Raw genomic sequence first — 18,236 nt, 5'->3', positions numbered from 1 at the left:
GGCGGCGCCGGGGGGGGGCCGCCCGCCTCCGCCAGCACCGCCAGCGCCCGGCGCGGATCTCCGTGGAGCAGGGCGAGGCGGGCCCGGGTGAGCCGGAGCAGCACGGCCCCCAGGAGGTCCGCGCTGCCGTCGGCCGCCGCCTCGGCCCGGCGCAGGCTGCGCCGGGCCGCCGCGAGGTCGTCACGCTCGGCGGCGGTGTCGGCGAGGACCAGGTGGGCGAGGGCGCAGCCGGCGTCGACCGGCGCGCCCCGGCCCGCGGCGTCCTCCAGCGCCTGCCGGGCGTGCTCCTCGGCGCGGCCGGTGGCCCCCTCCCAAAGCTCGGCGACGGCGAGCAGGGCGAGCGCCTCGCACCGCGGGACCGGCCGGGTCGGCTCCTGCGGCGTCCGGAGCACTGGCTCCAGCGCGGCTCGGGCGGCGGCGGGGCGCCCCTGCCCGAGCCGGACGGCGGCCAGAGCGGTGGCGAGCAGGACGGGGAACTCCGGGTGCTCGCGCCGGCGCCGGACCGACAGGCGCGGGCCGAGGCGTTCCAGGGCGTCCGCCGCCTGCTCGCCGCCGGTTCCGGTCAGGCGGGCCGCGACCGCGTGCAGGAATGCCTCGGCGCAGCGGAAGGCGACCTCGTCGGTGCCCGGGCGGTCCGGGCCGCCGGTCGCGCTCGCGAGGTGCCCGAGGGCGGCGGTGACCTCGCGGGCGGCCAGTGCACGGGCGGCGCGGACCAGGTCGGCGGCGGCACCGCCGGTGGCGGGCGGCATCGCGGCGAACACGTCCGCCGGAGCGGCCGGACCGCGGTCGGTGAAGAACGACCCGATGGCGAGGTGCTCCACCAGCCACTCGGCAGCGAGGCCCCATTGCTCGGCGGCGGCCGCCTGCCGCACAGCCTCGTCCAGCAGGCCGGCCCCGTGCAGCCAGCGGGCGGCCCGCGCGTGCAGTTCCCCCGGCAGCGCGGGCTGCCGGGCGCGCAGCTGCACCTGCAGGATCTCCGCGAACAGAGGGTGGTGGCGGTACCAGGAGCCGCCGACGGGGGCGACGAAGGCGTTCGCCTGGGCGAGCTCGTCCAGGATCCGCTCGGCGTCCCGGCGGCCGGTGAGCGCGTCGGCCAGGCCTGGGTGGACGCGCTCCAGCACGCTGGTGCGCAGCAGGAGGTCGCGGGTGGCGGCGGGCTGGGTGTCGAGGACTTCGGCGAGCAGGAAGTCGGCGATGGTGCTGTGCCCGGCCTCGAACTCCTTGAGGTACTGCTCGCGGTCCGGCGCGTGCTCGGCCGCCAGGGCGGACAGCCGCAGGCCGGCGGCCCAGCCCTCGGTGCGTTCGGTCAGCGCCCGCACACCGTCCGGGGACAGCTGCAGACCGTGGTGGCGCAGCAGGACGGCGGCCTCGTCGCAGGTGAACGCGAGGTCGGCGGCCCGGAGTTCGGTGACGAGGTCCGCGGCGCGGTAGCGGTGCAGCGGGAGGAGCGGTTCGGTGCGGCTGAGCAGGACGAGTCGCAGTCCGGCACCGGCGTGCCGCGAGAGGGTGTGCAGGTCGGCGGCCGGGCCGGGGTCGGTGAGCTGCTCGCAGGCGTCCAGGACGAGGATGAGGGGGTCCGGGCGGACGGCGAGGATCCCGGCGAGGCGGACGGGGAGGTCCGGGTCGGCGGGGGCGGCGCCGATCAGTCCGGTCAGCTGGTCGCCGCGGACGGCGCCGGCGTGGTGCAGGGCCCGGACCAGGCTGCTCCGGAAGGCGCCGGGGAGGTTGTCGCGGGCCTCGGCGGTGAGCCAGGCGACGGGGCCGGGCAGCCGGCCGGTGCGCACCCAGTCGCCGGCCAGCAGGGTCTTCCCCGCGCCGGCGGGTCCGGTGACCAGGGTCAGGGGGTGGTGCGGCAGTCCTTCGGTGAGGGGGTCGGCCAGCCGGGGACGGCGGACGAACGTCGGGGGGACCGGCGGTAGGCGCAGGCGGGTGGCGAGCACCGTCTCCATCGGGTCCGGCTGCAGCGGGTCCGGCGCGGTCGGGTCCGGCTCGCTCCCGTCCGGCTCGCCCCGGTCCGTCTCGCTCCGGTCCGTCCCCGGCGGGTTCGTCGTCCCGGTCGGGATGGTGTTCGTCCGGATCGGGTCCGGCGCCTCCCTCGGGTCGGGCTCCGTCAGGTCCGGCTCGTTCGGACCCGGCTCCGTCAGGCCCGGCTCCCTCGCGCCCGGGTCCCTCGGGTCCGGTGGAAGCCCGGGGTCGCCGGCCGGGCCGCGGCGGGGCGGTGACGGCATGCTGGGCCTCCAACCCTGGACGTGCCTGGCCTCCCCCGGCCCGTGGGGTGCGGATGGGGGACGCCTCCTTTCGATCTTCTGGCGGCGGCGCCCCGCCCGCAACGGGGGTGACCCGTGGCGGGTCGCGGGGCGCACGGTCCGCGAACTCGCCGGGCGCCGCGCAGCGGCCTCGCGGAGCGACACTCCGCCGGCGTTGCGATGCCCGTCCGGAGTCCTACGGTGGAAGGCGGAGCGGTGGCAGCGGAGTTCCGGCCGCCGAGTCCCGAGTCCAGCTGGAGGGCCCATGGCAGCCGACGGTGGGCGACGTCCCGTCGTCCTGGGCGTGGACGCGACCGCGCCCGAATCGGCCGCGGTCGTCTGGGCCGCCGACGAGGCCGGGATGCGCGGGCTGCCGCTGCGGCTGGTGCACGCCGTGGAGCCGATGGAGGCGAATCTGCGGGGCTTCGACGAGAGCCACCGCCACCGCAGGCTGCGCGAGCGGGGCGACGAGGCGCTGGCCAAGGCGCTGGCGCTGGTCCGCGACCGTCGGCCGGAGGTGGATGCGGCCGCCGTTCTCGCCGACGACCACCCGGCGCCGGCGCTCTGCGAGGAGTCCCGGCACGCCGAGCTGGTCGTCCTCGGCTCGCGGCGGATGAGCCGGCTGGAGGAGCTGCTGAGCTCCTACTCGGTCGCGGTGCCGCTTGCCGCCCAGAGCGACTGCCCGGTGGTGGTCGTCCGCGAGTCCGGCCACGGCACGACCGACCGACCGTTCGTGGTGGCCGGCTTCGACGCGAGCCCGGAGTCCCGGGCGGCCCTCGACGTCGCCGCCGACCTGGCCGCCCGACGTGGTGCGCGGTTGCGGGTCGTCCAGGTGTGGAACCCACCGCTGCTGCACTCCGGCGACCGGGAACGGCACCTGGCCGAGCTCGACCGGGTGCTCGCCGAGGCCCTGGCCGCGCGGGCCGCCGACCATCCGGCGCAGACGCTCAGCCACCAGACCGTCCCCGGGCACCCGGTGGAGGAGCTCGCCAAGGCCTCCGAGCAGGCCCTGGCGGTCGTGGTGGGGCGGCGCGGCCACGGCGGGTTCACCGGCATGCGGCTCGGCTCCGTCCCGCACGGCCTGCTCCACCACGCGCACTGCCCGGTGGTCGTCGTCCCTCCCCCGGAGGGCACTGGGGAGCAGCCCGTCTAGGAGTCTGATGAAGATCTTGAAAACGTGCCTGACTTGCACCAGTTCGACCTGATTGACATTTACCGGCAATCTGGGGCGAACCGGGCGCCCAAACCAAGATCTTCAGGAGACTCCTAGGCAGCGCGCCGGCCGCGCCCAGGTCGCGCTGTCGCCGCTAGTGGGCGTCGACCGCCGGCTCGTAGGGGAAACGGGCGAGCGGGGCGTCGCGGTGGAAGAAGGTCTTCGCGCGCTCCAGGCCCCGCGCGTCGTCGCGCACCTGGCCGGGGGCGGAGCCGTTGCCGAACAGCACACCGCCGAACCGCATCCGCATGTAGGCCGCGGAGTTGTTGAGGGTGGTCACCAACCCGTCGGCGACCTCCTCCTCGGCGTGGGCCATGACCGTCACACCCCAGAGCGTCCGGCCTGCCATCCGGGCCCTGAAGTCCGCGCCGGGCACGCGCAGCCAGCGCGACCAGTGGTCGAGGTAGCGCTTGGCCTGGGCCGACACCGTGTACCAGTAGAGCGGCGAGACGATCACGACGTCGGTCGCCGCCAGCGTGGCCGCCAGCAGTTCCTCCTCGCCCTCCCCGGCCGGCCAGGTGCCCTCGTCGTGCCGGCCGTCCTGGAAGTCGGCCAGCGGGATCCGGTTCAGGTCCACCCAGCGCCGGGATATGCCGGGCGGCAGCTGCTCCGCGGCGGCGCGCGCGAGGAACTCGGTGTTGCCGTCCGAGCGGGAGCTGGCCAGGACGAAGAGGAACGAGCGGTCGGTGCCGGCGGCGGTGTCGTTGGTCATCCGGGGTCCTGTCTCAGGCCCGGCCACGGCAGGCGACGGGACCGGCCCCCGCCCGCAGCGCCGGGGGGCGTACGGTCTCGCCACCTCCAACCCGCCCCGCCCCGACCGGTATTCCGGCCGGGGCGGGGACAGGGTCCGCCGCGGGACCGGCCTGCGGCGAACGCCGTCAGGCCGCGGCGAGCGCGGCGTCGGCGGCGGCCAGACGCCGGGCCTGCTCGGCGACCCGACGGCCCAGGTGCTCGGCCGTGGCCAGGTCGGCGGGGTTCATCTCCTCCGGCCCCTGGTCGCCGTTCGACTGGGCGGCCGCACCGAGCCAGAACCCGAGCCGGTTGAGGTCCTGGGCGGTGCCGGTGCTGCGGTTCCACCCCGGCAGCAGGCCCAGGCTGACCCAGGTCATGCCGTGCTGGGCCGCGAAGACCGACAGCGACTGCAGGGCGTTGAGCTTGTCCCCGCTCATCGCACCGGAGTTGACGAAGCCGGCGGCCAGCTTGTCCTGCCAGGCCTGGGCCGCCCAGCGCTTGCTGGTGGATTCGGCGAAGGTCCGGAAGGCGGCCGAGACGTCGCCCAGGTAGGTGGCGGAGCCGAAGACGATCGCGTCCGCGCCGTCGAGCGCCTCCCAGTCCTCCTCCGTGACGGTGTCGACGGCGATCAGCCGGGCGTCGGTGCCGGGAACGGACGCGGCGCCCCGGCGGACGGCCTCGGCCTGGCGGGCGGTGTGGCCGAAGCGGCCGTGGTAGGCGATGGCGACGGTGACGCCGCGGAGTCCGGCGGCGGGCTCGTTGGACATGTGGATTCCCCCTCGGTGGTGGTGATGCCGGCGCGGTGCCGGTGTGGTGCCGGTGCGGTGGCCGTGGGCGGCCGGACGGCCCGGTGGTTTCGCCGGCGGCCGCGCAACCGGCGGCCGCCGACGTGCGGTCAGTCCCGGCCGCGGGCGAGGAAGGCGTCGATCAGCGGGGCGATCTCCGGCAGCTTCTCCTCCAGCGCGAAGTGGCCGGTGTCGAAGACGTGCAGCTCCGCGTCGGGCAGGTCGCGCAGGTACGCGCGGGCCCCGGACTCGGTGAAGAAGGCGTCGTTGCGGCCCCAGACGATCAGCGCCGGCGGCCGGTGGGTGCGCAGCCACTCCTGCCAGGCCGGGTAGAGCGCGAGGTTGGAGTGGTAGTCGAGGGCCAGCTCGACCTGGATGTCCCCCCGGCCCGGCAGGTCGAGGAAGTGCTGGTCCAGCGTCCAGCCGTCGGGGGCGACCAGCTCCGGGTCGGCGGTTCCGCCCTCGTATTGGCTGCGGGTCACCTCCGGGGTGAGGATCGCGCGGACCCGGTCGGCCGCTCCCTCCACGCCGTGCCGGTTGGCGATGAACTCCCGCGCGAGGTCGGAGAGCCCCTCCTCGTAGGCGTTGCCGTTCTGGACCACGAGGCCGGTGATCCACTCCGGGTGACGGGTGGCCAGCCGCAGGCCCACCGGGGCGCCGAAGTCGAAGACGTAGAGCGCGAACCGGTCCAGACCGAGGGCCTTGCAGAAGCCCTCGGCGACGTCGGCGAGGGTGTCGAAGCGGTAGTCGAACTCGCCGGGCGCCGGGCTGTCGCTGTGCCCGAAGCCGGGGTAGTCCGGCGCGACCAGTCGGTAGCGGGTGCCGAGCACGTCGAAGAGCCGGCGGAACTGGTGCGAGGCGGACGGGAACCCGTGCAGCAGCAGGAGCACGGGCGCGTCCGCCGGGCCGGCCTCGCGGTAGAAGACCCGCAGGCCGCCGACGTCGGCGAAGCGGTGGCGGACGGCCGGCAGCAGCGGCAGCGGCCGGACGGCGGCGGGCGACGGTTCGTTGGCGGCTGGATCAGCCATGAAGACACTCCCCCTAAAGTGGACCCGAGTTGGGTTAGCGCGATGATGACAGGGCGCAGGCCCCAAACACAACAGGAGTTCAGTTTGTCTCAGGTCCCGGTAGGACTCTCGGAAGGAACCGCGGAAGCTCCCCCGGCCGGCCCGGGGGCGGACCGGCCGGACGACCGGCCGGGCACCCGACGGCCCGGCGGCCGGACCGCCCGGACCCGGGCCGCCGTGCTGGCGGCCGTCCGGGAGGAGCTGGTCGACACCGGCTTCGCCCAGGTCACGGTGGAGAAGGTCGCCCGGAGGGCGGGCGTCGCCAAGACCACCGTCTACGCCCGGTGGCGGGACCTCCCCGGCCTGGTCGTCGATCTGCTCGCCGACCTCTCCACCACCCGCGTGCCGCTGCCCGACACCGGATCGCTCGACGAGGACCTGCGGCTGGTCGCCCGGCGCCTGCTGGAACTGATGCGGACCGAACCCGACATGACGATGTTCCGCGCCATCGTCGCCACCGCCGTCCACCACCCCGAGGCGCGCGAGGCGCTCAGCGCCTTCTTCCGGCAGCGCCTCGCCACCACCGCCGAACTGGTCGACCGGGCGATCGAGCGGGGCGAGGTCCCGCCCGACACCTGCCGGCTGGAGGTCGTCCGCACCATGTCCGGCGCCTTCTACTACCGCATGTTCATCACCGGTGAGCCACTGACCGAGGCCGTCGCGGACCGCGCGGCGGCCGTCGCCGCGCACTCCGCGCGGGCCGGCCTGCTGCTCGCGACGCCGGTCGGCGGAGAGGGCCGCGCGAACGGCGGCGGCGCCGAGGGCGGCGACGCGCAAGGCGGCCACAGGGAAGGCGGCGACGGCCCGCGCACCGACGGCCCGGGCGCAGGCTGACGGCGCCGGCTGACGGCGGCGGCGCGGGGGGCCGTACCCGGCGTGGGAGGCTGGGGCGCACCCGTTCCACCCCACGAGGAGCCGACACCTTGGACCGCCCGACCGCCGCCCTCCGCCTCGACGCCATCGCCTCCGGACACCCGGCGGGCATCCTCGACGCCGCCGAGCAGGCGGAACGCCGCGGCATGGACCGGCTGGTGGTCTCCGAGACCGCCTACGACCCGTTCCTGCAGCTCGCCCGCGCCGCCGACCGGACCAGCAGCGTCGAACTGGCCACCGGAGTCGCCGTCGCCCTCGCCCGGACCCCGATGACGCTGGCCTACCAGGCCTGGGGTCTGCACGCGGCCTCCGGCGGACGGGCCGTCATCGGCCTCGGCTCGCAGGTGAAGCCTCACATCGAGAAGCGGTTCGGGATGCCCTGGGACCGGCCGGCGGCGCGGATGCACGAGTACGTCCACGCGGTGCGCGCGATCTGGCGGAGCTGGCAGACCGGCGAGCGGCTGCGGTTCCGCGGCGACTTCTACACCCACACGGTGATGACCCCGGTCTTCTCGCCCGACCCGGTCCCGGCCGGCGTCCCCCGGATCCTGCTGGCGGGGGTCGGCCCGCTGATGGTCCGCACGGCCGGCGAGGTGGCGGACGGCTTCCTGAGCCACCCGTTCACCTCCGTCGCCTACCTGGCCGAGCAGGTGCTGCCGCGGCTGACCGAGGCGCGCGGGCGCGCCGAGGCCGAGGGAGCCGCCTGGACCGACCGGCCCTTCGAGATCGCCGGCAGCGTGCTCACCGCGACCGGCCGCACCGAGGAAGAGCTGGGGGCCAACCTCGCCAAGGTACGGGAGCGGCTCGCCTTCTACGCGTCCACCCCCGCCTACCGGCCGGTGCTCGCCCAGCACGGCTGGGAGGACCTCCAGGAGGAGCTGCACCCGCTGTCGGTGCGCGGCCGGTGGGAGGAGATGGCCGCGCTGGTCGACGACCGGGTGTTCGACACCTTCGCCGTGGCCGGGACGGTCGAGGAGGTCGCCCGGGAGATCCACCGCCGCTACGCCGGCCTGGCCACCCGGGTGTCGGTCAGCCTGCCCGAGGACGCGGACCCCCAGCTCGGCCTGGACGTGCTGGCCGCCATCCGCGATCTGGGCTGATCCCGGCCCCGCGGTTGCGCCGACGAGCCTCCTCCCCTCGACCGGACGGCCACCGGGGAGGACCGCCGTGCCCGCCGCGGGATTCTTGGCGCGATGTCGTCACTCTCCGAGACCGGACGTTGACCGCGAGGCAGGACGGGCGGTTGGCTCGCCCCAGGGGCGTGACACCACACCCCGGAGCCGGCCGCCGGGGGGCGGGCCGCGCGGACGCGGCGCGGAGCCGCGCGGCGACGGCGTGATCGAAGGAGGGGACCACCCGATGGCGAGTTCACCGACGGGTTTCGAGGGCCGGCGCCATGACGTTGCGTCAGCCCCGGCCGCAGGGCCCGGCCGGGGCCGGGCACCGGGGCGCCGGAGGGCGACCGCGGTCGTCGCCGTACTGGTGGCGGTCGCGCTGGCCGGGACGGCGGCGCCCGCCGCGGCCGGCCCGGCCCGGTCGCCCTGGGCGTCCACCAGCCGGGTGAGCGCCGGCCCGGCCGGCGCGCAACCCGACGGCGCCTCCTGGGCCAACGGGCTGAGCGCCGACGGCCGGTACGCCGTGTTCAGCTCGAACGCCACCAACCTGGTGCCGGGCGACACCAACGGCCAGACGGACGTGTTCGTGCGGGACACCTGGACCGGCCGGGTCGAGCGGGTCAGCCTGGCCGAGGACGGTTCCCAGGGCGCCTCCGGCTCCTACGACGGCGCGATCAGCGGCAACGGGCGCTACGTCGTCTTCACCTCGACCGCCGCGCTGGTCGCCGGCGACACCAACGGCACCGAGGACCTCTACGTGCGCGACCGTTGGACCGGCCGCACCGAGCGGCTGACCACCGGTGATCCGACCCGGGACCAGACGGACCGCAATTCCTACCGCCCGTCCGTGAGCCTGGACGGCCGCTACGTCGCCTTCGCCTCCACCCGGACCGACCTGGTGCCGGAGGGCACAGCCGGCCTCGCCAACATCTTCGTCACCGACCGCTGGCACGGCACCACCCGGCTGATCACCGTCGGCGCGAACGGCACGCCGGCCGACCGCCCCTCCGCCGAGCCGGTGATCAGCGCGGACGGCAGCACCGTCGGGTTCATCTCGAAGGCCACCAACCTCCTGCCGCCGGACGGCGGCGGCACGCCGGCCCCCGCCCCGCGGTCGGCGGCTCCGCGGACGACCGCGCCGCAGGACGTGATCCCGCGCGCGGTACCGGAGCCGGCCTTCGCGCAGCCGAGCGCCGCGGAGGCCGCCGCCGAGGACGCGGTCCCCGACCACCGTCCGGGCGTGCCGTCCGGGGCCGGCCGGTCGGCCACCGGGCCGGGCACCGGGCCGGGCACCGGGCCGGGCGTCGCGGCGCCGACCGGAGCACGCGCCGACATCCTCAAGCCGCGCCAGTACCCGTTCTACCTCCACGACCTGCGGACCGGGCGGACCAGCGGCGGGAGCATCGGCACCGACGGCGCGCTGCACGGCGCCGCCGGCGGCTCGATCGGCCCGGACGCCCGCTACGCGCTGTTCTCGCTGCCCGTGACGGACCCGGCGCAGCCGGAGGGCGGCCTCGGCAGGCACTTCCAGGTCTTCCTCCGCGACCTGCGCCAGGGCACCGTCCGCCCGATCGGCACGGGCCTCGGCGGCGCCGCACTCACCGGCTCCTCGTACGACGCCGTGATGGCGGCCGGCAACCGCTGGGTCTACTTCACGTCGTCCGCCGACAACCTGGTGGCCGACGACACCAACCTGGTGGAGGACGTCTTCCGCCACGACCTGTGGACGGGCCGCACCGAGCGGGTCAGCGTCTCCTCGGACGGAGCGCAGACGGCGGGCTCGTCCTACCAGCCGTTCATCGACGCGCTCGGTACCACGGCGCTGTTCACCTCGGAGGACGGCACGCTGGTCGCGCCGGACACCAACGGCGCCCCCGACGCCTTCGCCCGACGGCTCCCGTTGCTCTGAGCGCGCTCGGCGATGCTCCTCCCGTTCGGCCGGGCTCGGTGACGACCGGTCACCGGGCCCGGCCGGGTCCTGACGCAACCGGGGTCGACGCCGCGGTTCCGGGGGTGGCGGGCGGGCGGGCGCGGCGAGGGCCGGCGCCAGGGCCGCGCGGGCGGCGCCCGGCGGCGCCCGTCCCGTCGGGTCACGGCCGCCGGGGGCGCTTGGTCAGCGCTGCGCCCGGGCCAGGTCGTACTGGTAGGGCGTCATGGTGCTGAGGACGGCGAAGCCCAGCCGCTCCAGGATGGGGCGGCTCTGGCCGGAGGCGTCCACCCTCAGGTACTCGTAGCCGAGGTCGGCGGCGATCCGGGCCCGGTGGGCGACCAGGCTGCGGTAGACGCCTCGGCCGCGCCAGCCGGCCACCGTTCCGCCGCCCCAGAGGCCGACGAAGCCCGTACCGGGGTGCAACTCCATCCGGGCCGCGCTCACCGGGATCTCGCGACCGTCCTCGTGCGCGACGGCGAGGTGGACCTTGAAGGTGTCCGGGCACTGCGCCAGCTGGGCCAGGATGCGGCGCCCCAGGCGGGTGCCGTCCGTGCCGAACGCCTGCTCGTGCACCGCGACCACCCGGGCCACGCCGGCCTCGTCGGTCACCTCGCGCAACTCGATGCCCGGCGTCCCGGTGCCCGCCGTCCGACGGACGAGACCGGCCACTTCGGCGACCATCAGGGTCTCCGGCTCGTCCGGGGTGAAGCCCGCGGCCACCAGGCGCGCGCCGAGGTCGGCCGGGCGGTCGTGGGCGTAGAGCGTCCACTCGAAGTCCTGGCCCAGCTCGGTGTAGTGGCGCACCTGCTCGGCGATCACCCCGTCGGCGGCGCCGGCGTCGAGGTCCGACCAGAGCACGCCGTTCCAGACGCTCTCCGGCCCGCTCTGGCGCACCACACCCGGAACGTGCTCGATCCGGGCGGCGGGGGTCTCGGGCGCGGCGCCGCGGCGCATCCGGGCGTCGAGGAGGGCGAGCAGCTTGTCATGATCAATATCCATTGCCCGTACTCCACCACGCACGCGACCGGCGCGGCAACCGGAATCCGCACCGGGCGCGGGCGCCGGGCCGGAGGCTTCCGACGGCCCCGCGGGGCTCCCGGGCCACCGCTTCCCGCGGGCGGCCCGGGAGGACTGCGGCGTCACCGCAGGGTCGCCGTCACCACGGTCGCGTCGAGGTCCTCGCACGAGGACAGGGCGGCGTCCAGCCCGGCCGCCGCCACGACGGCGAGCGCCTCGGGCGCCTGGCGCTCGCTGGTCTCGAACAGCAGCGATCCCCCCGGCGCCAGCCACTGCGGCGCCTCTCCGGCCACCCGGCGCAGCACGTCCAGGCCGTCCGCACCGCCGTCGAGCGCTGGCAGCGCCTCGTGCAGCCGGGCCTCGGCCGGGAGCAGCGCGATGTCCGCCGTGGGCACGTAGGGCACGTTGGCCAGCAGCACGTGCACCCGGCCGCGCAGTTCGGCGGGCAGCTCCGCGAAGAGGTCGCTCCGCAGGACCCGTCCGCCGATGCCGGCCAGGTTGCGGCGGGCGCAGTCGACGGCGGCGGCGTCGACGTCCGAGGCGTACACCTCGACCGGGTGCCCGACCTGCGCCGCCAGCGCGGCGGCCAAGGCACCGCTGCCGCAGCAGAGATCGACGACCAGGGCGCCCCCGGGCGTCAGCCCGGGCGTCAGCCCGGCCGCGGTCCGGACCAGGAACTCACTGCGGCGCCGCGGTACGAAGACCCCCGGGTCGACGGCGATCCGCAGACCGGCGAACTCGGCCCAGCCGACCACGTGCTCCAGTGGACGCCCGACCGCGCGGGAACGGACCATCGCGGCGAGTTCGGCGGGCGTGGCCGCGGCGGCGAGCAGGATGCGCGCCTCGTCCTCGGCGAAGACGCACCCGGCCGCCCGCAGCCGGGAGGCCACCGACGACCGCAGCAGGGAGGAGGAGAAGACAGACAAGGAGTAATCCCATGGAAGTGAACGGGCGGAGCCATCCGCCCGGGCTCCCCCGAAGGGCCGTCACCGAACCGGCCCGGCACCACTACAGCTGCGGCGCCACGCCATCACGGCCGTTCCCGGGGAGCACCCGCTCCGACACACGGTTGATGGGTCTCACCTCCCCCTGGATCACGTTCACATTCGGCGCGGCCACCCTACCGCACCACGGGCTCCGCGCCTCGGGGACCGCGGGGGCCGGACACGGCGCGGGGGACACCGCCCCGGCCCGCGGAGAGCCGCGTCCGCCGCCCCCGTGCGGCCGCCGGTCAGTCCCGGGCCAGGTACTCGGCGACCAGCTCGGCGAACTCGTCCGGGCTGACGATGCGGATGCCCAGCTCCTCGGCCTTGGCCCGCTTGGAGCCGGCCTTCTCGCCCGCGACCAACAGCGTCGTCCGCTTGGAGACCGAGGAGGAGGCCTTGCCGCCGGCGCGCTCGATCAGCTCGTTCACGCCGTTGCGGGAGAGGTCGGCCAGCGGGCCGGTCATGGCACCGGTGACGACGACGCTCTCGCCCGTCAGCGGACCGGCCACCGGCGCCGCGCCCTCCGCCGCCTTCCCGGACTCCCCGGCCGCGCCGGCCGCGCCGGCGACCGCAGCGGCTCCGGCGGGCACGGTCACGGCGGTGCCCACGCCCTGCGCCGCGAGCTTGTCCAACAGGCCTGCCACGTCAGCCAGTTCGGTGACGATGACGGACGCCTTCTCCGCCCCGATGCCGTCCACGCCGGCCAGCGCCTCGGCGTCGGCGGCCCGGATGGCCGCCATGCTGCCGAAGTGGGCGGCGATCCGGCGCGACATCGTCCGCCCGGTGCCGCGGATGCCGAGCGCGCAGAACACCCGGTTGAGCGGCTGGGAGCGGGCCGTCTCGATGGCGGCGAGCAGGTTGTCGGCGCTGGTGTCGCCCATCCGTTCCAGGGTGAGGAGCTGCTCCTTGGTGAGGGTGAAGAGGTCGGCGAGGTCGGCGACCAGCCCGGCCTCGACGAGTTGGACGGCCCGCGTGCCGCCGAGGCCCTCGATGTCCAGCTGGTCCCGCCCGGCGGCGTAGACGATCGAGGCGACCGCCTGGCAGCCCCGGCCGCGCACGCAGCGCCAGCGCTGCTCCGAGGTGTCGATGGCGTCCCCGCAGCGCGGGCAGACCGCGGGGAACTCGATCGGTTGCTCGGCCCCCGTGCGCTCGTCCACCAGCGGCGCCTCCACCCGCGGGATGACGTCCCCGGCGCGGTAGACGAACACCTGGTCGCCGATCATCAGTCCGCGCCGTTCGATGTCGGCCGGGTTGTGCAGGGTGGCGTAGGTGACGGTGACGCCGTCGATGACCACGGGTTCCAGGACGGCGCGGGGCGCGATGATGCCCGTCCGGCCGACGTTCCACTCGACGCCGAGCAGCCGGGTGACCTTGTGCTGCGCCTGGAGCTTGCGGGCCACCGCCCAGCGTGGGGCGCGCGAGCCGGATCCGGCCTCCTGCTGGTCGGCCACCGCGTCCGCCTTGACCACGACCCCGTCGATGCCGAAGGGCAGCGCGGCGCGCAGGGCGGCGATCTCCTCGATCCGCTGGGCGACCTCCGCCAACGTGGCGCAGCGCCGGGGATCGGCGGCGGTGCTGGCCGCGGTGTTGGCGCCGAGCTCGGCGAGCCGGGCGAGCAGGTCGCCGTGGTCGAGGTCGCCGTGGGCGGCACCGGGCAGGCCGACCGCGCCGTAGGCGAAGAAGGTGAGCTCGACGCGGTAGGGCCGGTCCTTGGCGCGCAGGGTGCCGGCGGCGCCGCTGCGCGGGTGGGCGAACGGGGTGGCGCCGTGCGCGGTGCGGACGGCGTTGGCGTGGTCGAACTGCTCCTGGGTGAGCAGGACCTCGCCGCGGAGCTCGATGTCGACCGGCTCGACCAGCCGCTCGGGCAGGCCGAGCACGGCGTCGGCGGCGTGCGTGATGTCCTCGCCGGCCAGGCCGTCGCCCCGGGTCAGCACCTGGGTGAGGCGGCCGGCCTGGTAGCGGGCGGCGACGGCGAGGCCGTCCAGCTTGGGCTCGACGCACCAGGCGGCGACGGGCCGGCCGAGCCGGCGCTCCAGCCCGGCGGCCCAGGACTCCAGCTCCTCGGCGGAGAAGACGTTGTCGAGCGAGAGCATCGGCACGGAGTGCGGCACGTCGCCGACCGCCGCGCCGCCGGCCACCTTGCCGGTCGGCGAGTCCGGCAGCACCTCGTCCGGGTGCTCGGCCTCGTAGGCCTCGATGGCGCGCACCAGGGCGTCGTACTCGTCGTCGCCGAGCGGGGTGGAACCGTCGGCGTAGTACGCCGCGGCGGCCCGGACCGCCGTCGCGACGGCGTCGACGTAGGCGTCGGGAGACGCCAGGGCAGCGGGGGAGGCCAAGGTGGCTGCGTCCTTCATGAGCCCATCATGTCGCGCCGCACTGACATTCGAACCAGGGCGCGGAGGCGGACGGCGGAACGGCGTCCGGGCGGCCCGGGTGGCGATCCGGTCACGGCGGGCCGCGATCCGGCCACCCCGTCGTGCGGGTACCGCCGGATCCGGACCCGATTTGATCGCGTTCGGTCAAACATGCTCACGGAGCGTTTCCCCACGAGCGGCGGCGGAAAGCCGACCGGCGGCGCACCCGGCACGGACCGGGTGCCAGGAGACGAGGAGATCCGGATGTCCGTAGCCATCGCCCAGGTCACCACGCCGCCCTCCCGGGCCGGCCGCCACCTCGACCCGGCCCGCTCGGGCGCTCTGAAGGCGGGCAAGTTCTTCCCCGCGACCGAGCGTGGACTGCGCGACGCGGTCGCGCCCGACGACGTCATCAACCAGTCGCCGCCCGCCGACGGGGCGATCGCCAGCACGGGCGACCCCTCGGCCGCCCTGCTCGACCGGCCCGGGAGCGACTGGCCGAAGACCGACGTCCGCGCCGGGCAGCACTTGGACGTGGTGTGGAACGACGTGTCGGGCGCCGTCCGGCGGTGGAACTACTTCCTCACCCGCCCGGGCTGGGACCCGTCGCTCCCGCTCAGCCGGGACCAGTTCGAGCCGGAGCCGGTGCACCGGGTCGAGAACACCCGGCAGCCCTACTGGCTGGCCACCCGGGAGCTCGTCCCCGAGGGGTCCGTCACGCACGCGGTGGAGCTGCCGGTCCGCGACGCCGGCCACCACGTCCTCCTGGCCGTCTGCGAGACCGCCGACACGGGCAACGCCGCCTACGAGGTCATCGACCTCCGGTACGTCTGAGCCGCCCGGAGCCGCCTCCGGCTCCGGGGCGGCCCGCCCCGCGGGGCGGCCTCCAGAGCGACCTGCCCTGCGGGGCGGCCCCCGGTCGCCTCCGGGGGGCCTCCCCTCCCGCCGTCCGGCGGTGGGAGGGGAGGCGCCGGATCAGGAGAGCAGGTCGATCCGCGCCCCGATGCCGCGCCCCCCCGCCCGCCGGTGGGCGAGGCGGGCGAGGGCGAGGTCCTGCCAGGGCAGCCCGACGGGGGCGTAGACGGTCAGCGCCGCGCCGCCCGGGCGGCCCGGGTGCTCACCGCGGAGGACCTCGCCCAGGGTCGCCGCGGCGGCCGAGGCGGGCAGGCCGGCCGCCGCGAGCGCCCCGGCAGCGGCCGCCAGGCCCCGGTCGTCTACCACGAGCAGCGAAGCGGCGAGCAGGTCCGCCGAGAGCTCCTGCTTGCCGGGCTCGTCGGCTCCCAGCGAGGTCAGGTGCTGGCCGGGCCGGGTGTCGGCGAGGTGCAGCAGGGGCTCCCGCGACCAGGTGGCCAGCAGCAGGACGTCCGCGGCCGCGGCGACCTCCGCGGCGGAGCCGACGGTCCGCCCGCCGTGCCGGGCGGCGAAGGCGGCGCTCCGGGCCGGATCGGTGTCGTGCACGACGAGGTCGCGGAAGGTCCGCAGGCCGCGGAGCCCACGCACCATCAGCTCCGCCTGCGCGCCCGCGCCGACCACACCCAGCACCGCCTCCCCCTCCGGGTCGGCCGCCGCGAGTGCGTGCGTCCCCAGGGCCGCCGCCAGGCCGGTGCGCCAGGCGGTGACGGTCGCGGAGTCCAGCAGCGCGAGGATCTCGCCGTCGCGGCCGTCGTGCAGGCAGATCACCCCGCGCAGCGCCGGTCGGGCGCCGGGGAACTTGGCGTTCACCTTCACCGTGTAGCTGTCCGCGCCGGGCAGCAGTCCGGGGATCAGGGCGGTGGCCGTGCCGGGGAACGGCAGGTCCGCCCGGACCCGCCGCCCGGACGCCGACCACGTGTCGGCGCTGCGGAAGCCCTCCGCCAGGGCCGCCAGACAGGCCGCCGGATCCAGCACGGCCTCCAGGTCACTGCGGGTCAGGATGCGCGTCACGCCCCCATGATCCCCGACCCGCCCGGCCGGCTGCAGCCGGGCCCGGGCTCCGGGGCGGCCGACGTCCGGACACTCCTGGCCCCGCGCCGGCCCGGGGGCCTAGGATCCGGTGCCACGTATTGGTCTGAACCATTGTGGGCAGAGACGAACCGGGGGATCCAGGTGGACGACGGGAACGAGCACGAGGGCGGCCGCCGGCACGACGGCGGCGTACCGCTGGTGGACGGCGGGCGCCTGGAGGTCCGCTTCGAAGGGCTCCCGCACGCGGCGGGCCCGGCGACGTGGGGGCAGCGGACGATCTGGGCGCCCATCTCCTGGTACGCGCCGGACGACCACTACTTCAACATCGCCCTGCCCGTGGAGCTGCGGCACCCCGTCGAGCCGGCGGCCTTCGGCGCGGCCGTACGGGCACTGCTGGAGCGGCACGAGTCACTGCGCACGCTGTACCGGACGACGCCCGACGGCGGCCTGGAGCAACTGCTCGGCGGCACTGGCACGTTGGACGTGGGACTGGTCGTGGCCCCGGCCGGCGAGCCCGTGGCGGCCGTTCTGCAGCGCGTCGCCGCCCGGGACAGGGCCGTCCGCTTCGAGCTGTCGGCGACCGGCCCGGACCGGGGCGGACGCCTGGGCGGCCCGCCGCCGCTGCGGGTCAGCGCCGCGCTGGTGGACGGGTTGGTCGCCGGGGCAGTGCTGACGATGGCCCACATCGCCGCCGACGGCACCGGCGCCCTGGTGGTCCGGGACGACCTGCGCCGGCTGCTCGCACAGCAGCGCCGCCGCCCGGGCACCCTCCCGCCGCCGGTGCCGGGCCGGCAGCCGCGGGAGCAGGCCGCGTACGAGGCGGGCCCGCAGGCGGCTGCCCGGAGTGCGGCGGCCGTCGCCCTGTGGACGCGCCAACTGGCGGAGATCCCGGGCTCGTTGTGGCCGGAGGCGGTGGGGCCGGAGGGGCCCGGCGCGGTGGGGCCGGAGGGGCCCGGCGCGGTGGGGCCGGGCGCGGTGGGGCCGGAGGCGGTGGGGCCGGAGGGGCCCGGCGCGGTGGGGCCGGAGGCGGTGGGGCCGGAGGGGCCCGGCGCGGTGGGGCCGGAGGCGGTGGGGCCGGAGGCGGTGGGGCCGGAGGGGCCGGAGGCGGTGGGGCCGGAGGGGCCCGGGGTGGTCGTCACGACGGCGGACCGGACCGAGCCGGCCGTCGGCGCGGTCGAGCGGTGGTGGGAGGGGCAGCTCGTCTGCCCCCGGCTGGACGCCGCCGGCCGGGTCGCCGCGCTGCGCACCGGCACCTCCCCCAGCGCCGTCGTGCTGGCGGCCGTCGGGATGGAACTGGGCGCGCGCACGGGTGCGGGGTCCGTGCCGCTGAAGGTCATCCTGGGCAACCGGGTCAACGAGGCGCAGCGCACGGCCGTCGGTGCCTTCGCCCAGAACGGGCTCGTCGTGCTGGGAACGGCCGGCCCGTTCGACGAGCTCGCCCGGCAGGCCTGGCGCGCCCAGCTGCAGACGTCCCGGCACGGCCACTACGACCCCGGCGCGCTCGCCGAGGCGGTGGCCGCGGAGGAGGAGCGGCGTGGCACCGCGCTGGACCTGAACGCGTTCTTCAACGACCACCGGCCGCCCGACCGCTCCCCCGGCGGCGAGGCCGCTCCCGCCGGGCCCGTGGCCCCGGGCGGACTGCCGGCCGGGCGGTTCTCCTGGCGGCCGCGGTGGGTGCGTCAGGACAGCACGTTCTTCTTCGGGCTCGCGCACCGGGAGGGCGAGCCGATCGCCACGCTGCTGGTGGACACCCGGTACTTCCCGGCGGCCGAGGTGGAGCCCTTCCTGCGCGCGGTCGAGGAGCGGGTGACGGCCGCGGCGGGCTGAGCCCGCGGCGGAGACGCCGGTTCCCCGGCCCACACGGGCGGGCCGGGGAGGGGCGTTGGCGCGTGGGGTGCGATGCTCAGACCGAGGCGGCGGTCCCGCTCTAGCTAGGTCACCCCAGCCCTACGCCACGCCGCCCTGCACCACGCC

Annotated in this window: 14 protein-coding genes; 6 read left to right on the top strand and 8 right to left on the bottom strand. The window is 76.4% G+C overall.

Annotated elements, in window-relative coordinates:
- The coding region (locus MCM47_RS06595) for a helix-turn-helix transcriptional regulator (RefSeq protein WP_238860064.1) at positions 1 to 2,228 on the bottom strand (2,228 nt) is incomplete at its 3' end.
- Between the two features lie 283 nt (positions 2,229 to 2,511).
- Between MCM47_RS06595 and MCM47_RS06590 the strand changes: the two genes are divergently transcribed.
- Entirely contained in the window at positions 2,512 to 3,399 is an 888-nt protein-coding gene (locus MCM47_RS06590; RefSeq protein WP_238859420.1) for a universal stress protein, read from the top strand.
- A 154-nt stretch (positions 3,400 to 3,553) separates the two neighbouring features.
- On the opposite strand, the gene MCM47_RS06585 is transcribed toward MCM47_RS06590, so the two are convergent.
- The 3 genes from MCM47_RS06585 to MCM47_RS06575 form a co-directional block, all read right to left on the bottom strand.
- Complete coding sequence (locus MCM47_RS06585) at positions 3,554 to 4,171, bottom strand: flavodoxin family protein (protein WP_238859418.1); 618 nt, start codon at positions 4,169 to 4,171, stop codon at positions 3,554 to 3,556.
- Positions 4,172 to 4,337: 166 nt separating this feature from the next.
- Positions 4,338 to 4,958, bottom strand: coding sequence for a flavodoxin family protein (locus tag MCM47_RS06580; RefSeq protein ID WP_238859416.1), 621 nt, complete (start codon positions 4,956 to 4,958; stop codon positions 4,338 to 4,340).
- 128 nt (positions 4,959 to 5,086) lie between these two features.
- Complete coding sequence (locus MCM47_RS06575; protein WP_238859414.1) at positions 5,087 to 6,004, bottom strand: alpha/beta fold hydrolase; 918 nt, start codon at positions 6,002 to 6,004, stop codon at positions 5,087 to 5,089.
- Positions 6,005 to 6,220: 216 nt separating this feature from the next.
- Here MCM47_RS06575 and MCM47_RS06570 point away from each other — a divergent pair, with 216 nt between their 5' ends.
- From MCM47_RS06570 to MCM47_RS06560, 3 genes are all read left to right on the top strand, one after another.
- Positions 6,221 to 6,877: a TetR/AcrR family transcriptional regulator gene (locus MCM47_RS06570; protein ID WP_238859412.1), complete on the top strand. Its 657-nt coding sequence runs from the start codon at positions 6,221 to 6,223 to the stop codon at positions 6,875 to 6,877.
- Positions 6,878 to 6,966: 89 nt separating this feature from the next.
- Positions 6,967 to 8,016, top strand: coding sequence for a TIGR03617 family F420-dependent LLM class oxidoreductase (locus MCM47_RS06565; protein ID WP_238859410.1), 1,050 nt, complete (start codon positions 6,967 to 6,969; stop codon positions 8,014 to 8,016).
- Positions 8,017 to 8,275: 259 nt separating this feature from the next.
- The gene (locus MCM47_RS06560) at positions 8,276 to 9,940 is read left to right on the top strand and encodes a hypothetical protein (protein ID WP_238859408.1); all 1,665 of its coding nucleotides are present in this window, start codon (positions 8,276 to 8,278) and stop codon (positions 9,938 to 9,940) included.
- 204 nt (positions 9,941 to 10,144) lie between these two features.
- Here MCM47_RS06560 and MCM47_RS06555 read toward each other — a convergent pair whose 3' ends face one another.
- From MCM47_RS06555 to ligA, 3 genes are all read right to left on the bottom strand, one after another.
- On the bottom strand, positions 10,145 to 10,954 hold the full coding sequence (locus tag MCM47_RS06555) for a GNAT family N-acetyltransferase (protein WP_238860041.1): 810 nt from the start codon (positions 10,952 to 10,954) through the stop codon (positions 10,145 to 10,147).
- 146 nt (positions 10,955 to 11,100) lie between these two features.
- Complete coding sequence (locus MCM47_RS06550; protein ID WP_238859406.1) at positions 11,101 to 11,904, bottom strand: putative protein N(5)-glutamine methyltransferase; 804 nt, start codon at positions 11,902 to 11,904, stop codon at positions 11,101 to 11,103.
- 305 nt (positions 11,905 to 12,209) lie between these two features.
- Complete coding sequence (gene ligA, locus MCM47_RS06545; protein ID WP_238859404.1) at positions 12,210 to 14,318, bottom strand: NAD-dependent DNA ligase LigA; 2,109 nt, start codon at positions 14,316 to 14,318, stop codon at positions 12,210 to 12,212.
- A gap of 264 nt (positions 14,319 to 14,582) precedes the next feature.
- Here ligA and MCM47_RS06540 point away from each other — a divergent pair, with 264 nt between their 5' ends.
- Positions 14,583 to 15,152 (top strand): lytic polysaccharide monooxygenase auxiliary activity family 9 protein, encoded by a 570-nt coding sequence (locus MCM47_RS06540; protein ID WP_238859402.1) that lies wholly within the window; start codon positions 14,583 to 14,585, stop codon positions 15,150 to 15,152.
- A gap of 141 nt (positions 15,153 to 15,293) precedes the next feature.
- On the opposite strand, the gene MCM47_RS06535 is transcribed toward MCM47_RS06540, so the two are convergent.
- On the bottom strand, positions 15,294 to 16,241 hold the full coding sequence (locus MCM47_RS06535) for an ornithine cyclodeaminase family protein (RefSeq protein ID WP_238859399.1): 948 nt from the start codon (positions 16,239 to 16,241) through the stop codon (positions 15,294 to 15,296).
- 162 nt (positions 16,242 to 16,403) lie between these two features.
- On the opposite strand from MCM47_RS06535, the gene MCM47_RS06530 reads away from it, so the two are divergent.
- Positions 16,404 to 18,089, top strand: a complete 1,686-nt coding sequence (locus MCM47_RS06530) for a hypothetical protein (RefSeq protein WP_238859397.1) — start codon at positions 16,404 to 16,406, stop codon at positions 18,087 to 18,089.
- Positions 18,090 to 18,236: the final 147 nt, after the last annotated feature.

This window comes from Kitasatospora sp. A2-31, from assembly GCF_022288725.1.
Lineage (GTDB): Bacteria > Actinomycetota > Actinomycetes > Streptomycetales > Streptomycetaceae > Kitasatospora.
Note: the sequence above shows the minus strand (reverse complement) of the source record. Positions and strands in the feature narration are given on the sequence as shown.

Excerpts from the sequence above, each read along its gene's own strand:
- MCM47_RS06590 (WP_238859420.1), top strand. The coding sequence starts at position 2,512 with ATGGCAGCCGACGGTGGGCGACGTCCCGTCGTCCTGGGCGTGGACGCG.
- MCM47_RS06585 (WP_238859418.1), bottom strand. The coding sequence starts at position 4,171 with ATGACCAACGACACCGCCGCCGGCACCGACCGCTCGTTCCTCTTCGTC.
- MCM47_RS06580 (WP_238859416.1), bottom strand. The coding sequence starts at position 4,958 with ATGTCCAACGAGCCCGCCGCCGGACTCCGCGGCGTCACCGTCGCCATC.
- MCM47_RS06575 (WP_238859414.1), bottom strand. The coding sequence starts at position 6,004 with ATGGCTGATCCAGCCGCCAACGAACCGTCGCCCGCCGCCGTCCGGCCG.
- MCM47_RS06560 (WP_238859408.1), top strand. The coding sequence starts at position 8,276 with ATGGCGAGTTCACCGACGGGTTTCGAGGGCCGGCGCCATGACGTTGCG.
- ligA (WP_238859404.1), bottom strand. The coding sequence starts at position 14,318 with ATGAAGGACGCAGCCACCTTGGCCTCCCCCGCTGCCCTGGCGTCTCCC.
- MCM47_RS06540 (WP_238859402.1), top strand. The coding sequence starts at position 14,583 with ATGTCCGTAGCCATCGCCCAGGTCACCACGCCGCCCTCCCGGGCCGGC.